This window comes from Pontimicrobium sp. MEBiC06410, assembly GCF_053601615.1.
This window is the reverse complement of record NZ_JBSHNT010000157.1, coordinates 221,317-240,427: the sequence shown is the minus strand read 5'-3', so window position 1 is coordinate 240,427 and position 19,111 is coordinate 221,317. Positions and strand designations below refer to the sequence as shown.

Sequence of the window (19,111 nt, the reverse complement as noted above, 5' to 3'; positions counted from 1 at the left end):
GGTAAACTATGCATAAACTGTTTACTTAGTTATAATTAAGTATTAATAAAAAAGACTCCTCATAATCTATAAAACAAAATTATTTTAAATGAAACATTTTATCAATTTATTCTTTATTATCGCTTTTGCATCTACGGCTTGGTCTCAAGACTACAAAGAAATGATATTAAAAGGAACTTACACTGTACAAGAAATTCAAGTAAAAGCAGAAGCTTATTTTGCTAAAGTAGGAAAAGAGAGAGGTAAAGGTTATAAACCATATAAAAGATGGGAGTATAATGCTTTAAGAAATATGGATGAAAATGGCTACCTTAAATCTGCCGATTTTTATTATAATGAATTAGAAAAGTACAATAAAAATAAAAATAGTAATATAAGTGGTTTGGCTAGAACAACTGAGGGGGCTTGGGAGCAATTAGGACCAACATATTGGAATGCAACAAGTGGCTGGAATCCAGGAGTTGGTAGAATAACATCTATTAGCGTAGAAACAGCAAATACAAACCATATTATTGTTGGAGGAGCTTCTGGAGGTGTTTGGAGAACAACAGATGGAGGTGCAACTTGGGCGGTGTTAACAGACAATTTATCTAACTTAAGAGTTTCTGCTTTAACAATAAACCCATTAGATAATACTAACTACTTTTGGGGATCATCTGGAGGGAATATATTCAGTTCTACAGATTCTGGAAATACATGGAATTTGCTAGCAGACACAGGTGATGGAAGTGTAAATAAAATTTTAATAGATCCTACAGATGCAACCAAAATGTATTGTAGTGTTCAAGGTGGCGGAATATATAAGTCTACAGATTCTGGAGCTAGTTGGAACATTATTCACCCTTTAGCTACAAATGGATATGATATAGAGTTTAAACCAGGAACTACAAGTACAATCTATGCTACAGGTAATAAGTTTTTTAAATCTACAGATGGAGGTGTTACATTTACAACAGACGATCCATTAAATGCTTACAGTCAAGAATACGTATCTGGAACAACAAATTGGCAAACTGCTGGAACAAACCAAAATGGAACAGTATCAGCAAAAACAGGAAGCAATTTAGGAATCTTTTATGTAGGTAATTTTAGTCACCCAGTAACACGATTAATAGCTCCAGTACAAAACTTAACAGGTGCTACAAACCCACAACTTAAATTCTCGTACACAAATGTTAATTGGTCAGGAGATATAGACGAGTTAAAAATAGTATATAAAACATCTGCAGCAGGAGCATGGACAGAATTAGCAAACTATACAACAGAGAAAAATGCTTGGGAAGACATTACAATTAATTTACCAAACCCTTCAGCAGAATATTACATTGCATTCGAAGGGAAATCTAACTACGGAAGAGGTTTAACACTAGACGATATTAGTATAGAAGACCCTACATTAGGTGTGCTTTTTGAAAATGGATTTGAATCTAATTCAAATTCTCCTTTAAGTAGTGGGCCAAAAATGATGGGAGTATCAGTAGATAATGATCAGGTTGTTTACATTTTAGAAGCCTCTAATAGTGTGTTTGGAGGGTTTTACAAATCTGAAGATAGTGGAGAAACCTTCGTGAAATTAGACCACGGAACCAATAACTACTTTGGCTACAGTTCTACAGCAAATGATAACAGTGGGCAAGCACCAAGAGATATGGACATTGCAGTAAATCCTAATAATGTAAACGATGTACACATCGCAGGAATTTTATCTTGGAGATCTACAAATGGAGGTGTAAGTTTTAATATTACCTCTCAATGGATACCAGGAAATGCAGCAAGTGAAAATATAGGATATTGCCATGCAGATATAGATATTTTAGAATACGTAGGAGGGAAACTTTACGTAGGAAGTGATGGCGGAATATTTGTCGCAGACAATCCATTAGTAGTTAATAGTACTTACTATAGAGATCTTACAAATGGTTTAGGAATTAGACAGTTTTATAAAATAGGAGTGAGCCAAACAGATCCAGAGGTAGTAACCGGAGGTTCTCAAGATAACGGAACATCTGTGTATAACGATACAGGTAACTGGAACGATTGGTTAGGAGCAGATGGAATGGAAACCTTTGTAGATAAAAATAATAGGAATATTTTATATGGAACGGTTCAGTTTGGATCGCTAAATAAATCTACAAACCAAGGACAAACTAGATTTGGTTTACCATCACCAGATGGTAAATCGGGGAATTGGATAACTCCTTTTGAGCAAGACCCTACAGTACAAAATACAATATATTCTGGTTACGATCAAGTATATAAATCTACAAATGGAGGGAATAACTGGACAGCAATATCTCAAGTATTTATACCAGGTACTAACCCAACAAACTTAAATCACCTTAAAATAGCACCATCTAACAACAACATTATGTATGCTGCAATAGGAAGTAACTTGTATAAAACAAGTAATGGAGGAAACACTAATTGGGTAGCAGTAACAGGTTTTACAGGTAGCATTAATTCTATAGCAATACACCCAACAGATGCTAATAAAATAGCAATAGCAACAACTGGAAACCAAAAAGTATATGTAAGTACAGATGGAGGAACAACTTGGACTTCTTATTTAAAAAACTTACCAGATTTTAATGCATTAGCATTAGTGTGGTCAGATTACTTACAAGAAGGATTGTATGTAGGAATGAACTATGGTGTATTCTATATTGATACTTCAAATGCACTTGCAGATTGGCAATCGTTTAGTAATAATTTGCCTAATGTAGAAATTAGTGAGTTAGAAATTAATACAGCAAATAATAAATTATATGCAGGTACATATGGGCGTGGATTATGGAGAACAAATTTATACGAATCACAATTAAGTGTAGATGAAGTTACGGTATTAAATACTTTAACAATATATCCAAACCCGGCAACTAACGCTGTTAACCTATCATGGGATAAAAATGAAAAGGTGTCTGTAAAACTATATAACACTTTGGGGAAACTGGTATATTATACAAAAAATAAAGATTTAACTAATAATTTAAAAATAAACACTTCTAATTATGCTGCAGGTTTATACTTTGTAAGTGTAAATACAGTAAAAGGATTAATTACTAAAAAAATAATTATAAAATAATTAGAGATACAATAGTTTTAATTAAATAACACAACATATAAGCCCAAAACAAGATTCTTGTTTTGGGCTTTTTTACATAATAGAAATGGTTAAAAAATTGTAATTTCGCAACTATGGAATTTTCATCTAAACTATTATCAAATGCTGTAAACGAAGTATCGCAATTACCAGGAATAGGTAAACGTACAGCTTTACGTTTGGTATTGCATTTATTGCGCCAGCCAAAAGAACAAACAACAGCATTAGCAGGAGCATTGCAACTTATGCGTAACGATTTAAAATTCTGTAAATCTTGCTACAACCTTAGTGATGTAGAAATCTGCGAGATTTGCTCTAATCCTATGCGTAAAAAGGAAATTATATGTGTGGTTGAAGATATTAGAGACGTTATGGCTATAGAAAATACAGCATCTCATAAAGGATTGTATCACGTTTTAGGCGGGAAAATATCTCCTATAGATGGTGTTGGTCCTCATGATTTAAACATAACTAGTTTAGTAGAAAAAGTGAAGGCAGGAGAAGTAAAAGAACTAATCTTTGCATTAAGTCCTACAATGGAAGGCGATACTACCAATTTTTATATTTATAAACAAATACAAGGGTTAGAAGTAGAAATGTCTACAATTGCAAGAGGAATCTCGGTAGGAGATGAATTGGAGTATGCAGATGAAATTACGTTAGGGCGAAGCATTTTAAACCGTATTCCGTTTGAAGCCTCTTTAAAGCATTAAACTTTAATTCTTATTTTTTGAAACTTTCGGTAATCATACTAAATTATAATGTCTGCAACTTTTTAGAGCTGTGTCTACAAAGTGTAGAAGCCGCAATAGTTGGTTTAGATGCAGAAATTATAGTCGTAGATAATAACTCTAAAGATGAGAGTTGTAGTATGGTTAAAACTAAGTTTCCTAATGTAAAATTGATAGAGAATAAAGAAAACTTTGGCTTTTCTAAAGGGAACAATATTGGTATTGCAGAAGCTAAAGGCGAATATTTATGTATTTTAAACCCAGATACCGTAGTTGCAGAAGATACATTTAAAAAAGTATTAAATTTTGCAGATAGTAAAACGAATGTAGGCATAGTAGGTTGCAAATTAGTAGATGGTAATGGCGATTTTTTACCAGAAAGTAAACGAAACATCCCTACGCCAAGCATAGCAATTAAAAAAATATTAGGAAACGCTAATAGTTACTATGTAAATACACTTGATGAGAATGCTATTGGGCAAACAGCTATTTTTGTAGGCGCTTTTATGCTAATAAAAACAAAAGTATATAAAGAAGTAAATGGTCTAGATGAAGATTACTTTATGTATGGGGAGGATATCGATCTGTCCTATAAAATTATTAAAGCGGGTTACACGAGTTACTACTATGGCGAAACCACAATCATTCATTATAAAGGAGAGAGTACGTTAAAAGATAAGACCTATGCTAAACGCTTTTATGGAGCCATGCAGATTTTTTATAAAAAGCATTTTAAAAACAATCTACTATTTGATGCTTTAGTTTGGTTGGGTATCCAATCGGCAAGGTTTATAAGTAATAATACAGAAGAAGTATTACCAGTAGTAAAACAATATGCATTTATTTCTAATGCAAATAATAACGCGTTAGAGTCTAAATTATCAAAACCAGTTATTTTAGCTTCAGTTGAAACACCAATTACAGAAAATACACAAGTAATCTTTAATGCAAATACGGTGAGTTACAAGGCTATAATTGAACAAATAACAAATTCAGAAAAAAATAAAGGCATCACATTTAAAATACTTCCAAAAAGTAGTAATTTTATCCTTGGAAGTCACTCCTCTAAAAGTAGAGGAGAAGTGATAACCTTTTAAGAATCATTTTATTAAAATTTAGAAACTCAAAATTGTATTGAATAGATAAAGAAATAAGCTATTTTTTATTAATTTTGCAATCTGAAACAAAAAAAACAGCTTTAGATTATTAATATGGCAAGATTTGAACTTAAATTACCAAAAATGGGAGAAAGCGTTGCAGAAGCAACGATTACCTCTTGGCTAAAAGAAGTTGGAGAAACTATTGAAGCAGATGAAGCAGTCTTAGAGATTGCTACAGACAAAGTTGATAGCGAAGTACCAAGTGAAGTAGACGGTGTTTTAGTTGAAATCCTCTTTAATGTAGATGATGTTGTACAAGTAGGACAAACAATAGCTGTTATAGAAACAGAAGGAGAAGGTAATGCTACCGCAGAAGTGCCTAAAGCAGAAGCAGCTCCTGTAGCTGCTGTACAAGAAGTTGAAAAAGCAGTAAACGTAGCTAAAGAAACTGCAGCAGCTGTTGTGTCTAGTGGCGATCGTTTCTACTCGCCATTAGTTAAAAATATGGCTAAGCAAGAAGGTATTGGTCAAGCAGAGTTAGATGCTATTGCTGGAACAGGCAAAGATGGCCGTGTTACCAAGGCAGATATGTTAGCCTATTTAAAAAACAGAGAAAGTCAACCAGCAGCACAATCTGCCGCACCAGTTGCTCCTGCAAAACCATCTGCACCAAAACAAGCGAAAACAGAAACGGCTCCAGTTATAGCGAGTGGAGGTGATGAGATTATAGAAATGACTAGAATGGGCAAATTGATTGCGCATCATATGGTAGAATCTGTACAAACAAGTGCACACGTACAAAGTTTTATAGAAGCAGATGTTACTAAAATCTGGAACTGGAGAAAGAAAGTAAAAGCAGATTTTGCAAAACGTGAAGGAGAAAACTTAACGTTTACACCAATATTTATGGAAGCAGTTGCAAAAGCATTACGCGATTTCCCTATGATGAATATCTCTGTGCAAGGCAACACTATTATAAAAAAGAAAAATATTAACCTTGGTATGGCGGCAGCCTTACCAGATGGAAACTTAATTGTTCCTGTTATTAAAAATGCAGATCAGCTTAATTTAGTTGGTATGACTAAAGCTGTTAATGATTTAGCAAGCAGAGCTCGTGACAATAAATTAAAACCAGACGATATACAAGGCGGAACTTACACTGTTACTAATGTAGGAACGTTTGGGAGTATTATGGGAACACCTATAATAAACCAACCACAAGTAGGTATATTAGCTTTAGGAGCAATACGTAAAGTACCAGCAGTTATAGAAACACCAGAAGGAGATTTTATAGGTATTCGTTACAAGATGTTTATGTCTCACTCTTACGACCATCGTGTTGTAAACGGAGCACTTGGAGGACAATTTGTAAAAGCTGTTAAAGATTATTTAGAAGCTTGGGACAGTAATAGAGAGTTATAACAAACCCCCTGTGTACACAGGAATTCATAATAATATAGAAAAGCACAGTTTTAGGACTGTGCTTTTTTTGTTAATATGTCACGTACTAAAATAAGCTAACCAGAATTTAAATTTTTTAATAAAAAAGTCAGGTAATTTATAATCATTTTTAAAACGAAGTAATTATATAATTAACAATATCATAATTAATAAAAAAATCCCTTCATATGGCAAGTAATGCTATATTCTTGAATAAATTAGAAAAGGCTAATCGTTACAAAATATTAGATGTAAAGCAATAAAACAACTTCTTAAAATGTGCTATTTTAAAAGTGAAAATAACATAATAGAATTATATTTGCATAACACATACACTAATTACATGGAATTAAACTTAAGGAAACCTATTTGTTTTTTTGATTTAGAAACAACAGGAGTTAATATATCTAAAGACAGAGTGGTAGAAATATCAATACTAAAAGTCTACCCAAACGGGAATAAAGAAAGTAAAACATGGTTAGTAAACCCAGAAATGCCTATACCGCCAGAAGTGTCCTTAATACATGGTGTAACAGATGAGCGTGTTGCAAACGAACCAACATTTAAAGAACTCTCGAAAGAGATACATGCCATGATTAAAGATTCGGATTTGGCAGGATTTAACTCTAATCGATTTGATATCCCTTTATTAGCAGAAGAAATGTTACGTGCCGATGTAGATTTCGATATGAAAAATCGTGTAGCCATAGATGTACAAACTATTTTTCATAAAATGGAAAAAAGAACACTAGGAGCAGCCTATAAGTTTTATTGTGATAAAGATTTAGAAAATGCACATACAGCCGAAGCAGATACACTAGCAACGTACGAAGTATTAAAAGCGCAAATAGAACGCTACGATGAGGTAGAAAATGACACTAAGTTTTTAGCAGAATTTAGCTCTCACAAAAAGTTTGCTGATTTTGCGGGATTTATAAGTTTTAATAAAGAGGGAGAAGAATGTTTCTCTTTTGGTAAGCATAAAGGAAAGCGAGTGTTAGATGTGTTAGATAAAGAACCAGGGTATTTTGGTTGGTTGCTAAATGCAGATTTTCCATTATATACAAAAAAGGTACTAACAAGTATAAAATTAAGAGCCTTTAATAATAAGCTGTAATTATGAAGCTAATATGCATAGGTAGAAACTATACCGAACACATTAAAGAATTAGAAAACGAAAAACCAACAGATCCCGTTGTGTTTTTAAAACCAGATACGGCAATATTACTTAAAAAACAGCCTTTTTTTATACCAGAATTTTCTAACGATGTTCACCACGAAGTGGAAATTTTAGTAAAAATAAATAGAGTAGGTAAGTATATAGATAAAAAATTTGCTCATAAATATTACAACGAAATAGGCATAGGTATAGACTTTACAGCAAGAGATTTACAAGCTAAACTAAAAGCAAAAGGATTGCCTTGGGAAAAAGCAAAAGCCTTTGATGGAGCAGCTGTAATAGGTGAGTGGTTGCCTAAAAACGATTTTGAAGACCTTGATAATATTAATTTTTCTCTAAAAAAGAATGATGTTACTGTACAACAAGGAAATACAAGTTTAATGTTATGGAAAATTGATGAGTTAATCGAATATGTGTCAAAATATTTTACTTTAAAGATTGGAGATATTATCTTTACAGGAACACCAGCCGGAGTTGGCAAGGTGAGCCCCAATGATAAACTAAAAGGATATATCGAGGATAAAGAATTATTTTCGATTACAGTAAAATAATGGAACAACACTACAAACTACATCGATTAAGGGAATTAGCAGATAATGACGAAAGTTTTATTTTAGCATTAGCACAAACTTTTTTAGAAGAAGTACCAGCAGATGCAGAAATACTAAAACAAGCCGTAACAGATAAAAACTATTTAGCAACTTACCAAACTGCGCATAAAATGAAACCAACTATAGATATGTTCGAGTTAGGGGTTTTAGACTTATTAATAGAAGTGCAAGATTGGGGTAAGTTTGAAAAAGCTGAAGACGATGTTACCGAACAATTAAATACAGTGTTAAATGCAATAAATAATGCTTCAGAAGAACTAAAATCTGATTTTAATATATAATGCAAGCAGAAATAATTACTATTGGCGATGAAATTCTCATTGGGCAAATAGTAGACACAAATTCAGCATATATAGGTAAGGCTCTCAATAGTATAGGCGTTTCGGTATACCAAATAACATCTATACAAGATGAAAAGGCGCACATATTAAAAGCCTTAGCAGAAGCAGAAACAAATGCAGATATCATTATTATAACAGGAGGCTTAGGCCCAACCAAAGATGATATAACTAAACACACTATAGCAGAATATTTTGATGATACCTTAGTTAGAGATGACGCTGTATTAAAAAATATTGAGTGGCTTTGGAAAACCTATATAAAAAAGCCATTACAACAAGTTAATAAAGATCAAGCATTAATACCTAGCAAATCTATAGCGCTAATGAATACCGTTGGAAGCGCACCAGGAATGTGGATTGAAAAAGAGAATAAAGTCTTTGTATCCATGCCAGGCGTGCCTTTTGAGATGAAAAAGCTAATGGAGGATGCGGTATTACCAAAGCTAAAAGTAAAATACAAACGACCGTATATATTACACAAAACCTTATTAACGTATGGTTTAGGAGAAAGTATTTTGGCAGAACGTATTAGTGATTGGGAAGATGCCTTGCCAAATTATATAAAGTTAGCTTACCTACCAAACTTAGGTAAAGTAAGACTACGCCTATCTGCAAAAGGAGACGACGAAACAAAGGTTAATGCAGAAGTAGAACGGCAAATAGAAGCCGTTTTACCATTAATACAAGATGTCTTTGTAGGTTTTGAAGAAAAAAATGAAACACTAGAAGTTTTATTAGGAAAAGAATTAACCAAGCGTAATTTAACCTTAGCAACAGCAGAAAGTTGCACAGGAGGAAAAATAGCAGAAGTATTTACAGCAAATGCAGGAGCCTCTGCTTTTTTTAAAGGCGGGTTAGTTACTTATGCTACACAATCTAAAATAGAAGTGCTAGACGTACCCGAAGACATTATAAAAACACATTCAGTAGTTAGTGCTCAAGTTGCTGAAGTCATGGCAAAAAATGTAAGAACACTATACAAATCAGATTATGCAATAGCAACAACAGGAAATGCAGGACCAGAAAAAGGAGACTCAGATGCAGAAGTAGGAACTGTTTTTATAGCTTTAGCAACTAAAAAAGGTGTTATTTCACATAAATTTGAATTAGGAAACCATCGCATTAAGGTTATAAATAAAGCGGTAAACAAGGCTTTAGAGACCCTTCAAAAAGAAATTTTTAAAAATTGATAAAAAATTGATTGTCATAACTTAAAGATTTCATATATTTGCACCTCGATTTTTAATAACATTTAAAGTAGAAGTAATGTCAAGAGTTTGTGAACTTACAGGGAAGGTAGCAATGGTTGGAAACAACGTATCTCACGCTAAGAATAGAACGAAGCGTAAATTCAACGTGAACTTAATAAAAAAGCGTTTCTTCATTGCTGAAGAAGATAAATGGGTAACTTTAAAAGTTTCTACATCAGCTTTAAAAACAATCAACAAGATTGGGATTGCTGCAGCAATAAAAGACGCTAAATCTAAAGGATTTTTAAAATAATAGCCAAAACGCGCTTAAAGAAATAAAGACATGGCAAAGAAAGGAAATAGAATACAAGTAATATTAGAGTGCACAGAGCACAAAGCATCGGGACAGCCAGGTACTTCTCGTTATATTACAACAAAAAATAAAAAGAATACTCCGGACAGAATGGAAATAAAGAAATTTAATCCAATCTTAAAGAAAATGACCGTTCACAAAGAAATTAAGTAATTAGACATTGTCACGTAAGTGGTAATATCAAATATATAATATTATGGCAAAGAAATCAGTAGCATCGTTACAAACAGGTTCAAAGCGTTTATCTAAAGCGATAAAAATGGTGAAATCTCCAAAAACAGGAGCTTACATGTTTGTTGAATCCATTATGGCACCAGACTTAGTAAACGATTTCTTAAACAAGAAATAGTATTACTTTCTACACAATATATAAAGCTGCTTTCATAAAGAAAGCGGCTTTTTCTGTATCTATTAATATGTAGAGCGAAAAGCTAAAATCTTTTATAAAAACGATTAAGCATATTAAAAAAATATTCTTTTCTTTATACCTAAATTTAATGACAATATTTCAGTCCTCCCTTTTAGGCTTAACTATTGCTATTAAATATTTGGGCGTTACCGATAGGTTGGGCTTTTACAACATGCTATTTTTGTTAAAAAGAGCATCAACAAGTTGTTTTAATCCCTAGCGCACATTTAGATAATAAAATGTATTTTGCTAACCGTTAAGTACATCATTAAAACCACAAGCAAAAAAATGAGCTTTTTTAAAAAAATATTTTCTTCAGAGAAAAAACAAACATTAGATAAAGGTCTAGAAAAAACAAGCACCAGTTTTTTAGGGAAACTAAGTAAAGCCGTTGCAGGAAAATCTAAAGTAGACGATGATGTTTTAGATAACCTAGAAGAAGTATTAGTATCTAGTGATGTAGGCGTAAATACAACACTAAAAGTAATTGACAGAATAGAAGCACGAGTTGCTAAAGATAAATATTTAGGAACCGACGAATTAAATAGAATTCTACGTGAAGAAATAGCAGGACTACTATCGGAAACCAATACAGGAGAAGAAACCGATTACGTAGTGCCAACATTGCCAAAACAAGCAAATGGTAAAAAAACGCCGTATGTGTTAATGGTAGTAGGTGTAAACGGAGTAGGGAAAACAACAACTATAGGAAAACTAGCCTACCAATTTAAAAAGCAAGGCCTAAAAGTAGTACTGGGAGCAGCCGATACCTTTAGAGCAGCAGCAATAGACCAATTACAAGTCTGGGCAGATCGAGTAGACGTGCCAATGGTGCGCCAAGAAATGGGAAGCGACCCAGCAAGTGTAGCTTTCGATGCTTTAGAATCTGGAGTCTCTCAAGAAGCAGACGTTATTATAATAGACACCGCAGGGCGCTTACATAATAAAGTTAACTTAATGAATGAGCTAACCAAAGTAAAACGTGTTATGCAAAAAGTAGTTGGAGATGCACCACACGATGTATTATTAGTATTAGATGGTTCAACAGGGCAAAATGCTTTTGAGCAAGCTAAACAATTTACAGCAGCAACCGAAGTAACCTCATTAGCAGTAACAAAGCTTGATGGAACAGCAAAAGGAGGCGTTGTTATAGGTATAAGCGATCAATTTAAAATACCTGTAAAATATATAGGAGTAGGAGAAGGTATAGAAGATTTGCAAGTTTTTAATAAATACGAATTTGTAGACTCTTTTTTTAAGTAAATAAATATGCATTATTAGAAGAAGAACTAATTAAACTTGAAGCATCGAGAACAGAAAATATTAAAAACAATAACTATAATTGTACTAATATATTCTGTATTTCAAGCTTTAACAAGCTTAGTCAATGTTTTAACAATAGTATATAACTCAACTTTTCTAATAGAGCCATAAAAGAAAAGATAGAAAGCCTTTCCAAAAACTTAGAAAAAAACAAGCTTAATACTCAAAATAAAGAAACTGTGTCTAGTGAATATGGTTTTACTATAAACACAGAACAAGCAACTTATATAGAAAATACAGAAACTAACTACCATTCTTACACCTTTCCTATACAGAGGCCTATAGAAACAGAATATCTTGAAAACCTAGTGCTTAGTGTACAAAATGATGAAACCTATAAACTAGCTTTAACTACATATAATATTACAGAACAAGAGAAACAACTGATACTAGACAAGGCGACTATTAATTTAGAAGGTAAGATTACTATTACTTATCTCGAAGATGAAAACTTAATAGACGCTTTATTAAATAAAGCAACAACTACAGAGCAGTGTTTAGTTTATGACTATAGCTATGGTGCGTGCGATAATGGTGATACTTACATACATGAACCTCAGCCTTTTGCTAATGGTGGTATGTGCACAGGTTCTACACAAACAATTATAGGAGCAAGCTACGATATGGATTGCCTAGATGGTATTAGTACAGATAACGGCTCACCAGGTATTGGTACAGATAGCACCAATACAGGTACAAATACTAATAACCAAACCGATAACGGAGGAGCAGATCCAACAAGCATAGTAGTTACTGCCCCAGTAGTTTTGCAACCATGGCAGCAAGTGGTTTCTTGTTTAAATACAATTAGCGAAACGGGTAACAATGGGTTTACCTCAGAAATGGCTGCTTGGTTGCAGACTCAGTCAAAATGTGTTAGTGGTAGTATAAACAACTTTCTCAGTAAAAATTCTTGTAATGAAAAGGCACAAGAAATCGCTATTTTAGCGATAGAAAATTCTATGAATAATGAAAACGCTTTTCTCCCATTTACAATAGACCCTTTACAAATTCAAGCTGAATATAACCCAAATTTATTTGGTGATGCACCGAATCCAGCCACTCAATTAGACCATGATGCAATAAAATCGCAATATGAACAAACAAGAACTACGGATGGTGATTTAGCAGCAGTTAATTATCTTATCAATACCTATTCGATGGAATCTTTTGGGCCAAATAATGTAAGTTTCGATTATTCTATTTCCTTTGCAGACGAAGTTGAGCAAGGTCATGCTATAACAGTTCCAGGTTATGATTCTTCGGGAAATATGGTATCATGCGAAATTATTATAGAGAACAGTTTGTTTACATTTTCTGACTTTGGTTTTATTACAAGAGTTATTAAGCATGAGCTATATCATGTTCTACAAAATGAATTTTATGGACAAAATGGAATATCTAATGCTGCTAAAGAATTTGATGCTTATTATTCTCAAATTTTTAGATTTAATAAATTAAAACAAATCCAAGACTTGAGTATTATAGAACAATTAGCCCAATTTATGTATCATAATATGAATCAAATGACTGATTCTGAAAAAGCAGTTAGACAAGATATGATTGATAGAGCTAAACAACAATTTCCTAAAATATGCGGTGATGATTAAATATTTCTTTCAACTAGTATTAATTGCATTATTGTTAATTGGTTGTAAAACCTCTAAACAAAGTAATGAAAAAAAACTTTTGACTTATACTTTAAGTAAAGATGATTATTTACCAGATGACTACCTTAAAAAGTTAAAGTCATCGAGTAAAATAGATACAAATAGTGTATTGTCAAGCACTACCGATTTTTACAGAATAAAAATTATCTCAAAACCAAATAAAAAAAAATATAGTTTAGCTGAACCAAAGTTAATTTCTCTTAAAATTACTAATTATGGAAGTAAAGAACTGTATCTACCTGAATGGTTTAAAACTCATAATCTAGATAATAATCCTGAAATGATTATAGAGATTTACAAAAAAAAAGGAAAAAAGTTTAAAAAATATGTGCAAAAGAGAATAAAAACAGAAACCTTTTTTCAGCCTAAAATTAACCAAAATAGAGTTGTTTTAAATTCAAAAAAAGGGAAGCACATATCTTATGATAATATTCGAATAGATACATTCCACAAAATAGTAGATGAAGGAGTTTATAACGTTAAAATTTATATTGACTTATCTAATTTTGGCTATTTTAAAACTTTAAAAACAGAAATGTTTTTTGAAGTAATAAATTAAAATATTGCCTATAGTCAGGTATATAAAAGTAGCAAGAGGCAAATTAAAGCTTAGTTCTTTTTTTACTACCTTTATTTTAAATCAAAAATAACACATACTATGCTATACTAATGTATAAGTATTTATATGGCAAACTATAATTAGATGTTTTTAAGTTAACCCTTCAAGTGAGAAATCGAAAATCGAATATCGTAAATCATAAATCATTGTGTATCTTTGCAGTCCAAAATTAAGATATGCGTACAAAGTCACTTAAAAAGAACAAAATCAATGTAATAACATTAGGCTGTAGTAAAAATGTTTACGATAGCGAAGTGTTAATGGGACAACTAAAAGCTAGTGGTAAAGAAGTTGTACATGAAGAAGAAGGAAACATTGTTGTGATTAATACCTGCGGATTTATTAATAATGCAAAAGAAGAAAGTGTAAACACGATCTTGGAATACATGCATAAAAAAGAAGAGGGCGAAGTAGATAAAGTATTCGTTACAGGTTGTTTAAGTGAACGATATAAACCAGACTTACAAAAGGAAATACCTAATGTAGATCAATATTTTGGAACTACAGAATTACCAGGCTTATTAAAAGCCTTAGGAGCAGATTATAAACATGAATTAATAGGAGAACGTTTAACAACAACACCTAAAAATTATGCCTATTTAAAAATTGCTGAAGGCTGCGACAGACCTTGTAGTTTTTGTGCTATTCCTTTAATGAGAGGAAAACATAAAAGTACACCAATAGAAGATTTAGTTACCGAAGCCGAAAAACTAGCAGCAAACGGAGTAAAAGAACTTATACTAATAGCTCAAGATTTAACATATTATGGACTAGATTTATATAAAAAAAGAAACTTAGCAGAATTATTAGAGAATCTAGTAAAAGTAGAAGGAATAGAGTGGATTCGTTTACATTATGCATTCCCTACAGGGTTTCCAATGGATGTTTTAGACCTTATGAATCGCGAACCAAAAATCTGTAACTATTTAGATATACCATTACAACATATTAGCGACTCTATATTAAAAAGTATGCGTCGTGGTACTACAAAAGAAAAAACGACAAAACTTTTAAAAGCCTTTAGAGCAGCTGTACCAGATATTACAATTCGTACAACACTTATTGTAGGATACCCAGGAGAAACAGAAGAAGACTACCAAACCCTTAAAGAGTGGGTAAAGGAAATGCGTTTTGAACGTTTAGGATGTTTTACCTATTCGCATGAAGAAAATACACATGCGTTTAATTTAGAGGACAATGTGCCGCAAGAAGTTAAGCAAGAACGCGCTAATGAAATTATGGAAATTCAGTCTCAAATATCTTGGGAATTAAATCAAGAAAAAATAGGACAACAATTTAAAGTAGTAATCGACAGAAAGGAAGGAGAGTATTTTATAGGAAGAACAGAATCCGACTCACCAGATGTAGACAACGAAGTTTTAATAGAGGCTTCTAAAACATATTTAAAAACAGGAGAATTTGCCAATGTAAAAATAACAGATGCGGCAGATTTCGATTTATATGCGGAAGTAGTTAAATAATAATGATATAAGATAAGAGTAGCTATTAAATTAAAGCCAGTTTTATATATTAATTAATAGGATTTAAAATAGTTTAATTTATGATTTCTAAAGTAGAATTTAATAAAGACTATATAAAACGTATTAATTTAGCTTTAAAGTACATAGATGCTCATCTAGATGCAAAATTAACCTTAAATACAATTGCAGAAGTTTCATATTATTCCCCATACCACTTTCACCGCATTTTTAAGGCAATAATAGGAGAAACACTCAACGATTATATAATACGACAACGTGTAGAGAAAGCAGCAATACAATTAATAACCAAAAAGGACATAACAGTAGCCGAACTAGCAGAGCGTTACGGTTTTAATAGCCATGCTGTATTTACTAGAACATTTAAAAAGTATTATAATGTTAGCCCTACAGAATTTAAAACACTAAGCCCAAGTAGATATAGTAAGATTAATCAAACAAACCGCAAGAAAAGTCAAGGAAACTTTATTTTCGAGGAATACATTTGCAACATTAACAATCATTTAAATTGGATAACTATGAATGCAACTATTGAAATTAAAACTATTGAAACCTTAACTTGCGCGAGCATAACCCACATAGGTGTAGAGGGATTAGAACATATATTCGATAAATTAATACGTTGGGGAACATCTAACGGCTTAATGGCTAACCCTAATACTAAATTAGTAAGAGTATTTCATGACAGTTTTAAAGTCACTGCACCAGATAAAGTGAGAATGAGTATTTCTTTGTTAACAAAAGAGCCTTTTACTGCAAAAGGAGAAATAACAAAAACAGAAATAGCTAAGGGAAAATATATAGTAGGACGTTTCGAAATATTACCTAACGAATTCGAAACCTCATGGAGTTCTTTATTTATTTGGATGAATGATAAAGGCTATGAGAAGGCAGATAAAAACCCATTTGAAATATATCATAACGATTATAGAGAACATCCAGAAAGGAAATTTATAGTAGATTTCTATATCCCAATAAAATAAAGTTCTTTACATTAAACTACTCAGGAGTATAAATTAGAAGATGTCTTTTGGTTTTACTTTTATTGTAATAATTAGGAATACTAAAATAACCTTTTGGCTTTATTATAGGCATTTTACTTGCAGTTTTACTTAACTCTTGTAGCTGTTTTAAAAATGAAGGAGCTTTACTCTTTGTAATAGAAAACGAATGTAAAGCGTTATTTACAGGTTTAGATAGTGAAAAATTTTGCAAACGATTTTGTGAGTAGCCAATTATAGAGATTAAACAGATAATAATGGAAAGGAATAGTACTCTATTCATAGAATAATTTATTATTATGATTTTTTCAATTGTTTACTAATCTTTTTTATAGCAGATTCAATAGATTTTTCGGGTTCTATTATATTGTATTTACCCCAAAAATCAGGGTCGCCAAAACCAGACACTTCATCAATTAAAATAGTGCTAGATTTAATACGATCTTTTAATTTTGGCATTTGTCCAGTAGTGTTAGGTTTCCAATCGGTAATAGCCATCTCACTCTGTAAAGTATAACGGTTATTAAACAACCTGTTCTTCCAATTTACTTTAAAAGTTAGTAAAATGTTACTATAACCATAATACCATTTACCATCTTTAACCCTGTAATTAACTCTATAACTAGCTTCTGTAGGGTAAACTGTAACTTTTCTGGGTTTTTTCTTAACAAAAAGTTCTGTAGCTGCAGCTCTGTTTTCTACATTTAAGTTATATGTAGCGCTTGTTAAAGCATAAGAATCGGCATCAATAAATAACTTACCATAATATAAAGCATCATTAATAGTTTCTTTTTGTTTAAAAGAAACAACATAAACCAGTTTGTCATTTATTTGTGTAGACCTATTAAAAGTAAAATTATAAAGAGATAAATTATCTTCAGTAAATATAAACTCTGGATATTTCATAATATCAGTATGCAAAGCACTAAAAGGCCCACCTTGTAATTTTAAAGCTATAGTATCTAGCCTAGAATAATTGGTGTTTTTTCTAGACTTTATAAGTCGTATCCCATCATTTTTATTAGAATTGTAAGGCGTCTTATAGATTTCTAAAACTGCTTCAGATAAAGACGCATTTTTATTTCTCTTTTTTATAGTTTCTCTATAAAAACCAGTCATTGTAATGCTACTGTTAAAATAATTTTTATTTTTTAGCTTTAAAGTTTTCCTTACTAGGCTTTCTGCATCTTGTGGCGTGTTTAAATCTATTTGAGCTAAAACAGTGGCAGCTTCCTCAAGTTTTATTCTTGTGTTTTTAGTTTTAAAAGCAGACAGTGGGATTTCTTTCTGTTTATAACCTAAATACGATACAGTTACAGTTTTAGACAGTAAATTATTAGGTACTTTTAAAAGAAACTCGCCTTCTGTATTAGTAATAGTACTAATATTAGTGTCTTTAATAATTAAATCTGCTAAAGCCAAAGGATCATTTGTATTGTTATCTAGAACACGACCTTTGTATTCTTTAACATTTTGGGCAAAAACAAAATGTCCTATTAGAAAAAAGAAACTAATAAGAATTAAAAATTGTCTTTTAGGGTAAGTAAAGCTATATAAAGAACTCATAACAATAATTATTGGTAATTTTTATACCAGTCGTTTAAAAAGGTATTACATTTCAAAGTACGCAAAAACAAGCTGTTTTTTGTAATTATTTATGTTAAATAAATTACCAATAATTATGTAAGTGTTATTTTAGTTATTATTTAAGCTTAGGTAAAATTTACCATACATCGCTTACTAACCAAGAAGCAGCATCTTGTAAATACGAAACATATTCACAAGGTTCTGTATGTGTTAAACCAGTAGCAACAACCAATGTAGAATCACTACCAGAAAGTACAGTAGCATCTACCCAATCTTGTGTATTCTGTAACGGAAATAATTCATCATTTTCTCCATGAATAACATAAGTTGGCGTTTGTATAACTCTCGCACTACCATCAGAATTGTACGACCCATAAGCACTAGCCATAGGTATTCCAGCAGAAAACACATTAGGTTGTGTTTCGCTATACCACCAGGCACCATTACCACCATCGCTATAACCGCTAACTACAATTTTACCAGTATCTACAGGCAAGTAATCGCTAGCCAAATCAACAAGTGCGTTAACTTGAGATTGATTATAAGGCTCAAACCATTGTAAACCTCTATTATTAGGACTTATAATTATAGCGTCTAAAGCCTCAAAACCTGGCTCTGCATAACAAGCAGTATTTTTATGAGCATTAGGATCATTACCAGCAAAACCATGTAATGTAATAATTAAAGGTCTATTATTGTTAGTAAGGTCTACATCTGGCATAATAACTCTAAATTCCCAAAATTCGTTATTAACACCAATTAAAGAAGCATCAGTAATACCAGTTTCAAAATTAATAGCACTAAAATCTGCTTGTAAATCGGCATAAGTTCTACTTGGTGGAGGAGGTGTGTCATCACTACCACTACAATTAAAAAGCAATGCCGCAGTAAAAAAGTAAATAAAAGTTAGTTTGATTGATTTCATAATTTTCATAGT

The 19,111-nt window shown here is 32.0% G+C and carries 19 protein-coding genes; 16 read left to right on the top strand and 3 right to left on the bottom strand.

Annotated features, from left to right (window positions below):
* The first annotated feature begins 88 nt into the window (after nucleotides 1-88).
* From ACVC08_RS13215 to ACVC08_RS13140, 16 genes are all read left to right on the top strand, one after another.
* Nucleotides 89-3,082: a VPS10 domain-containing protein gene (locus tag ACVC08_RS13215; protein WP_452602359.1), complete on the top strand. Its 2,994-nt coding sequence runs from the start codon at nucleotides 89-91 to the stop codon at nucleotides 3,080-3,082.
* A gap of 113 nt (nucleotides 3,083-3,195) precedes the next feature.
* Nucleotides 3,196-3,813 carry a recombination mediator RecR gene (recR, locus tag ACVC08_RS13210; RefSeq protein WP_452602358.1) on the top strand — a complete coding sequence of 206 codons (618 nt, stop codon included), beginning with the start codon at nucleotides 3,196-3,198 and terminating at the stop codon, nucleotides 3,811-3,813.
* A 17-nt stretch (nucleotides 3,814-3,830) separates the two neighbouring features.
* Nucleotides 3,831-4,928 carry a glycosyltransferase family 2 protein gene (locus ACVC08_RS13205; protein ID WP_452602357.1) on the top strand — a complete coding sequence of 366 codons (1,098 nt, stop codon included), beginning with the start codon at nucleotides 3,831-3,833 and terminating at the stop codon, nucleotides 4,926-4,928.
* Between the two features lie 114 nt (nucleotides 4,929-5,042).
* Nucleotides 5,043-6,353, top strand: coding sequence for a dihydrolipoamide acetyltransferase family protein (locus tag ACVC08_RS13200; RefSeq protein ID WP_452602356.1), 1,311 nt, complete (start codon nucleotides 5,043-5,045; stop codon nucleotides 6,351-6,353).
* 361 nt (nucleotides 6,354-6,714) lie between these two features.
* Nucleotides 6,715-7,488 carry an exonuclease domain-containing protein gene (locus ACVC08_RS13195; protein ID WP_452597476.1) on the top strand — a complete coding sequence of 258 codons (774 nt, stop codon included), beginning with the start codon at nucleotides 6,715-6,717 and terminating at the stop codon, nucleotides 7,486-7,488.
* 2 nt (nucleotides 7,489-7,490) lie between these two features.
* On the top strand, nucleotides 7,491-8,102 hold the full coding sequence (locus tag ACVC08_RS13190; RefSeq protein WP_452597477.1) for a fumarylacetoacetate hydrolase family protein: 612 nt from the start codon (nucleotides 7,491-7,493) through the stop codon (nucleotides 8,100-8,102).
* Entirely contained in the window at nucleotides 8,102-8,443 is a 342-nt protein-coding gene (locus ACVC08_RS13185) for an Hpt domain-containing protein (protein ID WP_452597478.1), read from the top strand. The genes ACVC08_RS13190 and ACVC08_RS13185 overlap by 1 nt, the downstream gene beginning before the upstream one ends.
* The gene (locus tag ACVC08_RS13180; protein WP_452602355.1) at nucleotides 8,443-9,693 is read left to right on the top strand and encodes a competence/damage-inducible protein A; all 1,251 of its coding nucleotides are present in this window, start codon (nucleotides 8,443-8,445) and stop codon (nucleotides 9,691-9,693) included. The genes ACVC08_RS13185 and ACVC08_RS13180 overlap by 1 nt, the downstream gene beginning before the upstream one ends.
* Before the next feature lie 76 nt (nucleotides 9,694-9,769).
* Nucleotides 9,770-10,006, top strand: a complete 237-nt coding sequence (gene rpmB / locus ACVC08_RS13175) for a 50S ribosomal protein L28 (protein ID WP_452597480.1) — start codon at nucleotides 9,770-9,772, stop codon at nucleotides 10,004-10,006.
* A gap of 30 nt (nucleotides 10,007-10,036) precedes the next feature.
* Nucleotides 10,037-10,219: a 50S ribosomal protein L33 gene (gene rpmG / locus ACVC08_RS13170; RefSeq protein ID WP_452597481.1), complete on the top strand. Its 183-nt coding sequence runs from the start codon at nucleotides 10,037-10,039 to the stop codon at nucleotides 10,217-10,219.
* 43 nt (nucleotides 10,220-10,262) lie between these two features.
* Entirely contained in the window at nucleotides 10,263-10,415 is a 153-nt protein-coding gene (locus tag ACVC08_RS13165) for a DUF4295 domain-containing protein (protein ID WP_452597482.1), read from the top strand.
* Between the two features lie 348 nt (nucleotides 10,416-10,763).
* Entirely contained in the window at nucleotides 10,764-11,738 is a 975-nt protein-coding gene (gene ftsY / locus ACVC08_RS13160) for a signal recognition particle-docking protein FtsY (protein ID WP_452602354.1), read from the top strand.
* Between the two features lie 239 nt (nucleotides 11,739-11,977).
* A complete protein-coding gene (locus ACVC08_RS13155) occupies nucleotides 11,978-13,408 on the top strand; it encodes a hypothetical protein (protein WP_452602353.1) in 1,431 nt (476 codons plus the stop codon).
* On the top strand, nucleotides 13,401-14,027 hold the full coding sequence (locus ACVC08_RS13150; RefSeq protein ID WP_452602352.1) for a hypothetical protein: 627 nt from the start codon (nucleotides 13,401-13,403) through the stop codon (nucleotides 14,025-14,027). Before ACVC08_RS13155 ends, ACVC08_RS13150 begins: the two co-directional genes overlap by 8 nt.
* 236 nt (nucleotides 14,028-14,263) lie before the next feature.
* Nucleotides 14,264-15,568: a 30S ribosomal protein S12 methylthiotransferase RimO gene (gene rimO, locus ACVC08_RS13145; RefSeq protein ID WP_452602351.1), complete on the top strand. Its 1,305-nt coding sequence runs from the start codon at nucleotides 14,264-14,266 to the stop codon at nucleotides 15,566-15,568.
* Nucleotides 15,569-15,648: 80 nt separating this feature from the next.
* Nucleotides 15,649-16,569, top strand: a complete 921-nt coding sequence (locus ACVC08_RS13140) for an AraC family transcriptional regulator (protein WP_452602350.1) — start codon at nucleotides 15,649-15,651, stop codon at nucleotides 16,567-16,569.
* A gap of 16 nt (nucleotides 16,570-16,585) precedes the next feature.
* Here ACVC08_RS13140 and ACVC08_RS13135 read toward each other — a convergent pair whose 3' ends face one another.
* From ACVC08_RS13135 to ACVC08_RS13125, 3 genes are all read right to left on the bottom strand, one after another.
* Nucleotides 16,586-16,870: a hypothetical protein gene (locus ACVC08_RS13135; protein ID WP_452602349.1), complete on the bottom strand. Its 285-nt coding sequence runs from the start codon at nucleotides 16,868-16,870 to the stop codon at nucleotides 16,586-16,588.
* A gap of 14 nt (nucleotides 16,871-16,884) precedes the next feature.
* Nucleotides 16,885-18,153 (bottom strand): carboxypeptidase-like regulatory domain-containing protein, encoded by a 1,269-nt coding sequence (locus ACVC08_RS13130; RefSeq protein ID WP_452602348.1) that lies wholly within the window; start codon nucleotides 18,151-18,153, stop codon nucleotides 16,885-16,887.
* 157 nt (nucleotides 18,154-18,310) lie between these two features.
* Complete coding sequence (locus tag ACVC08_RS13125; RefSeq protein ID WP_452602347.1) at nucleotides 18,311-19,099, bottom strand: dienelactone hydrolase family protein; 789 nt, start codon at nucleotides 19,097-19,099, stop codon at nucleotides 18,311-18,313.
* Between the last annotated feature and the right edge of the window lie 12 nt (nucleotides 19,100-19,111).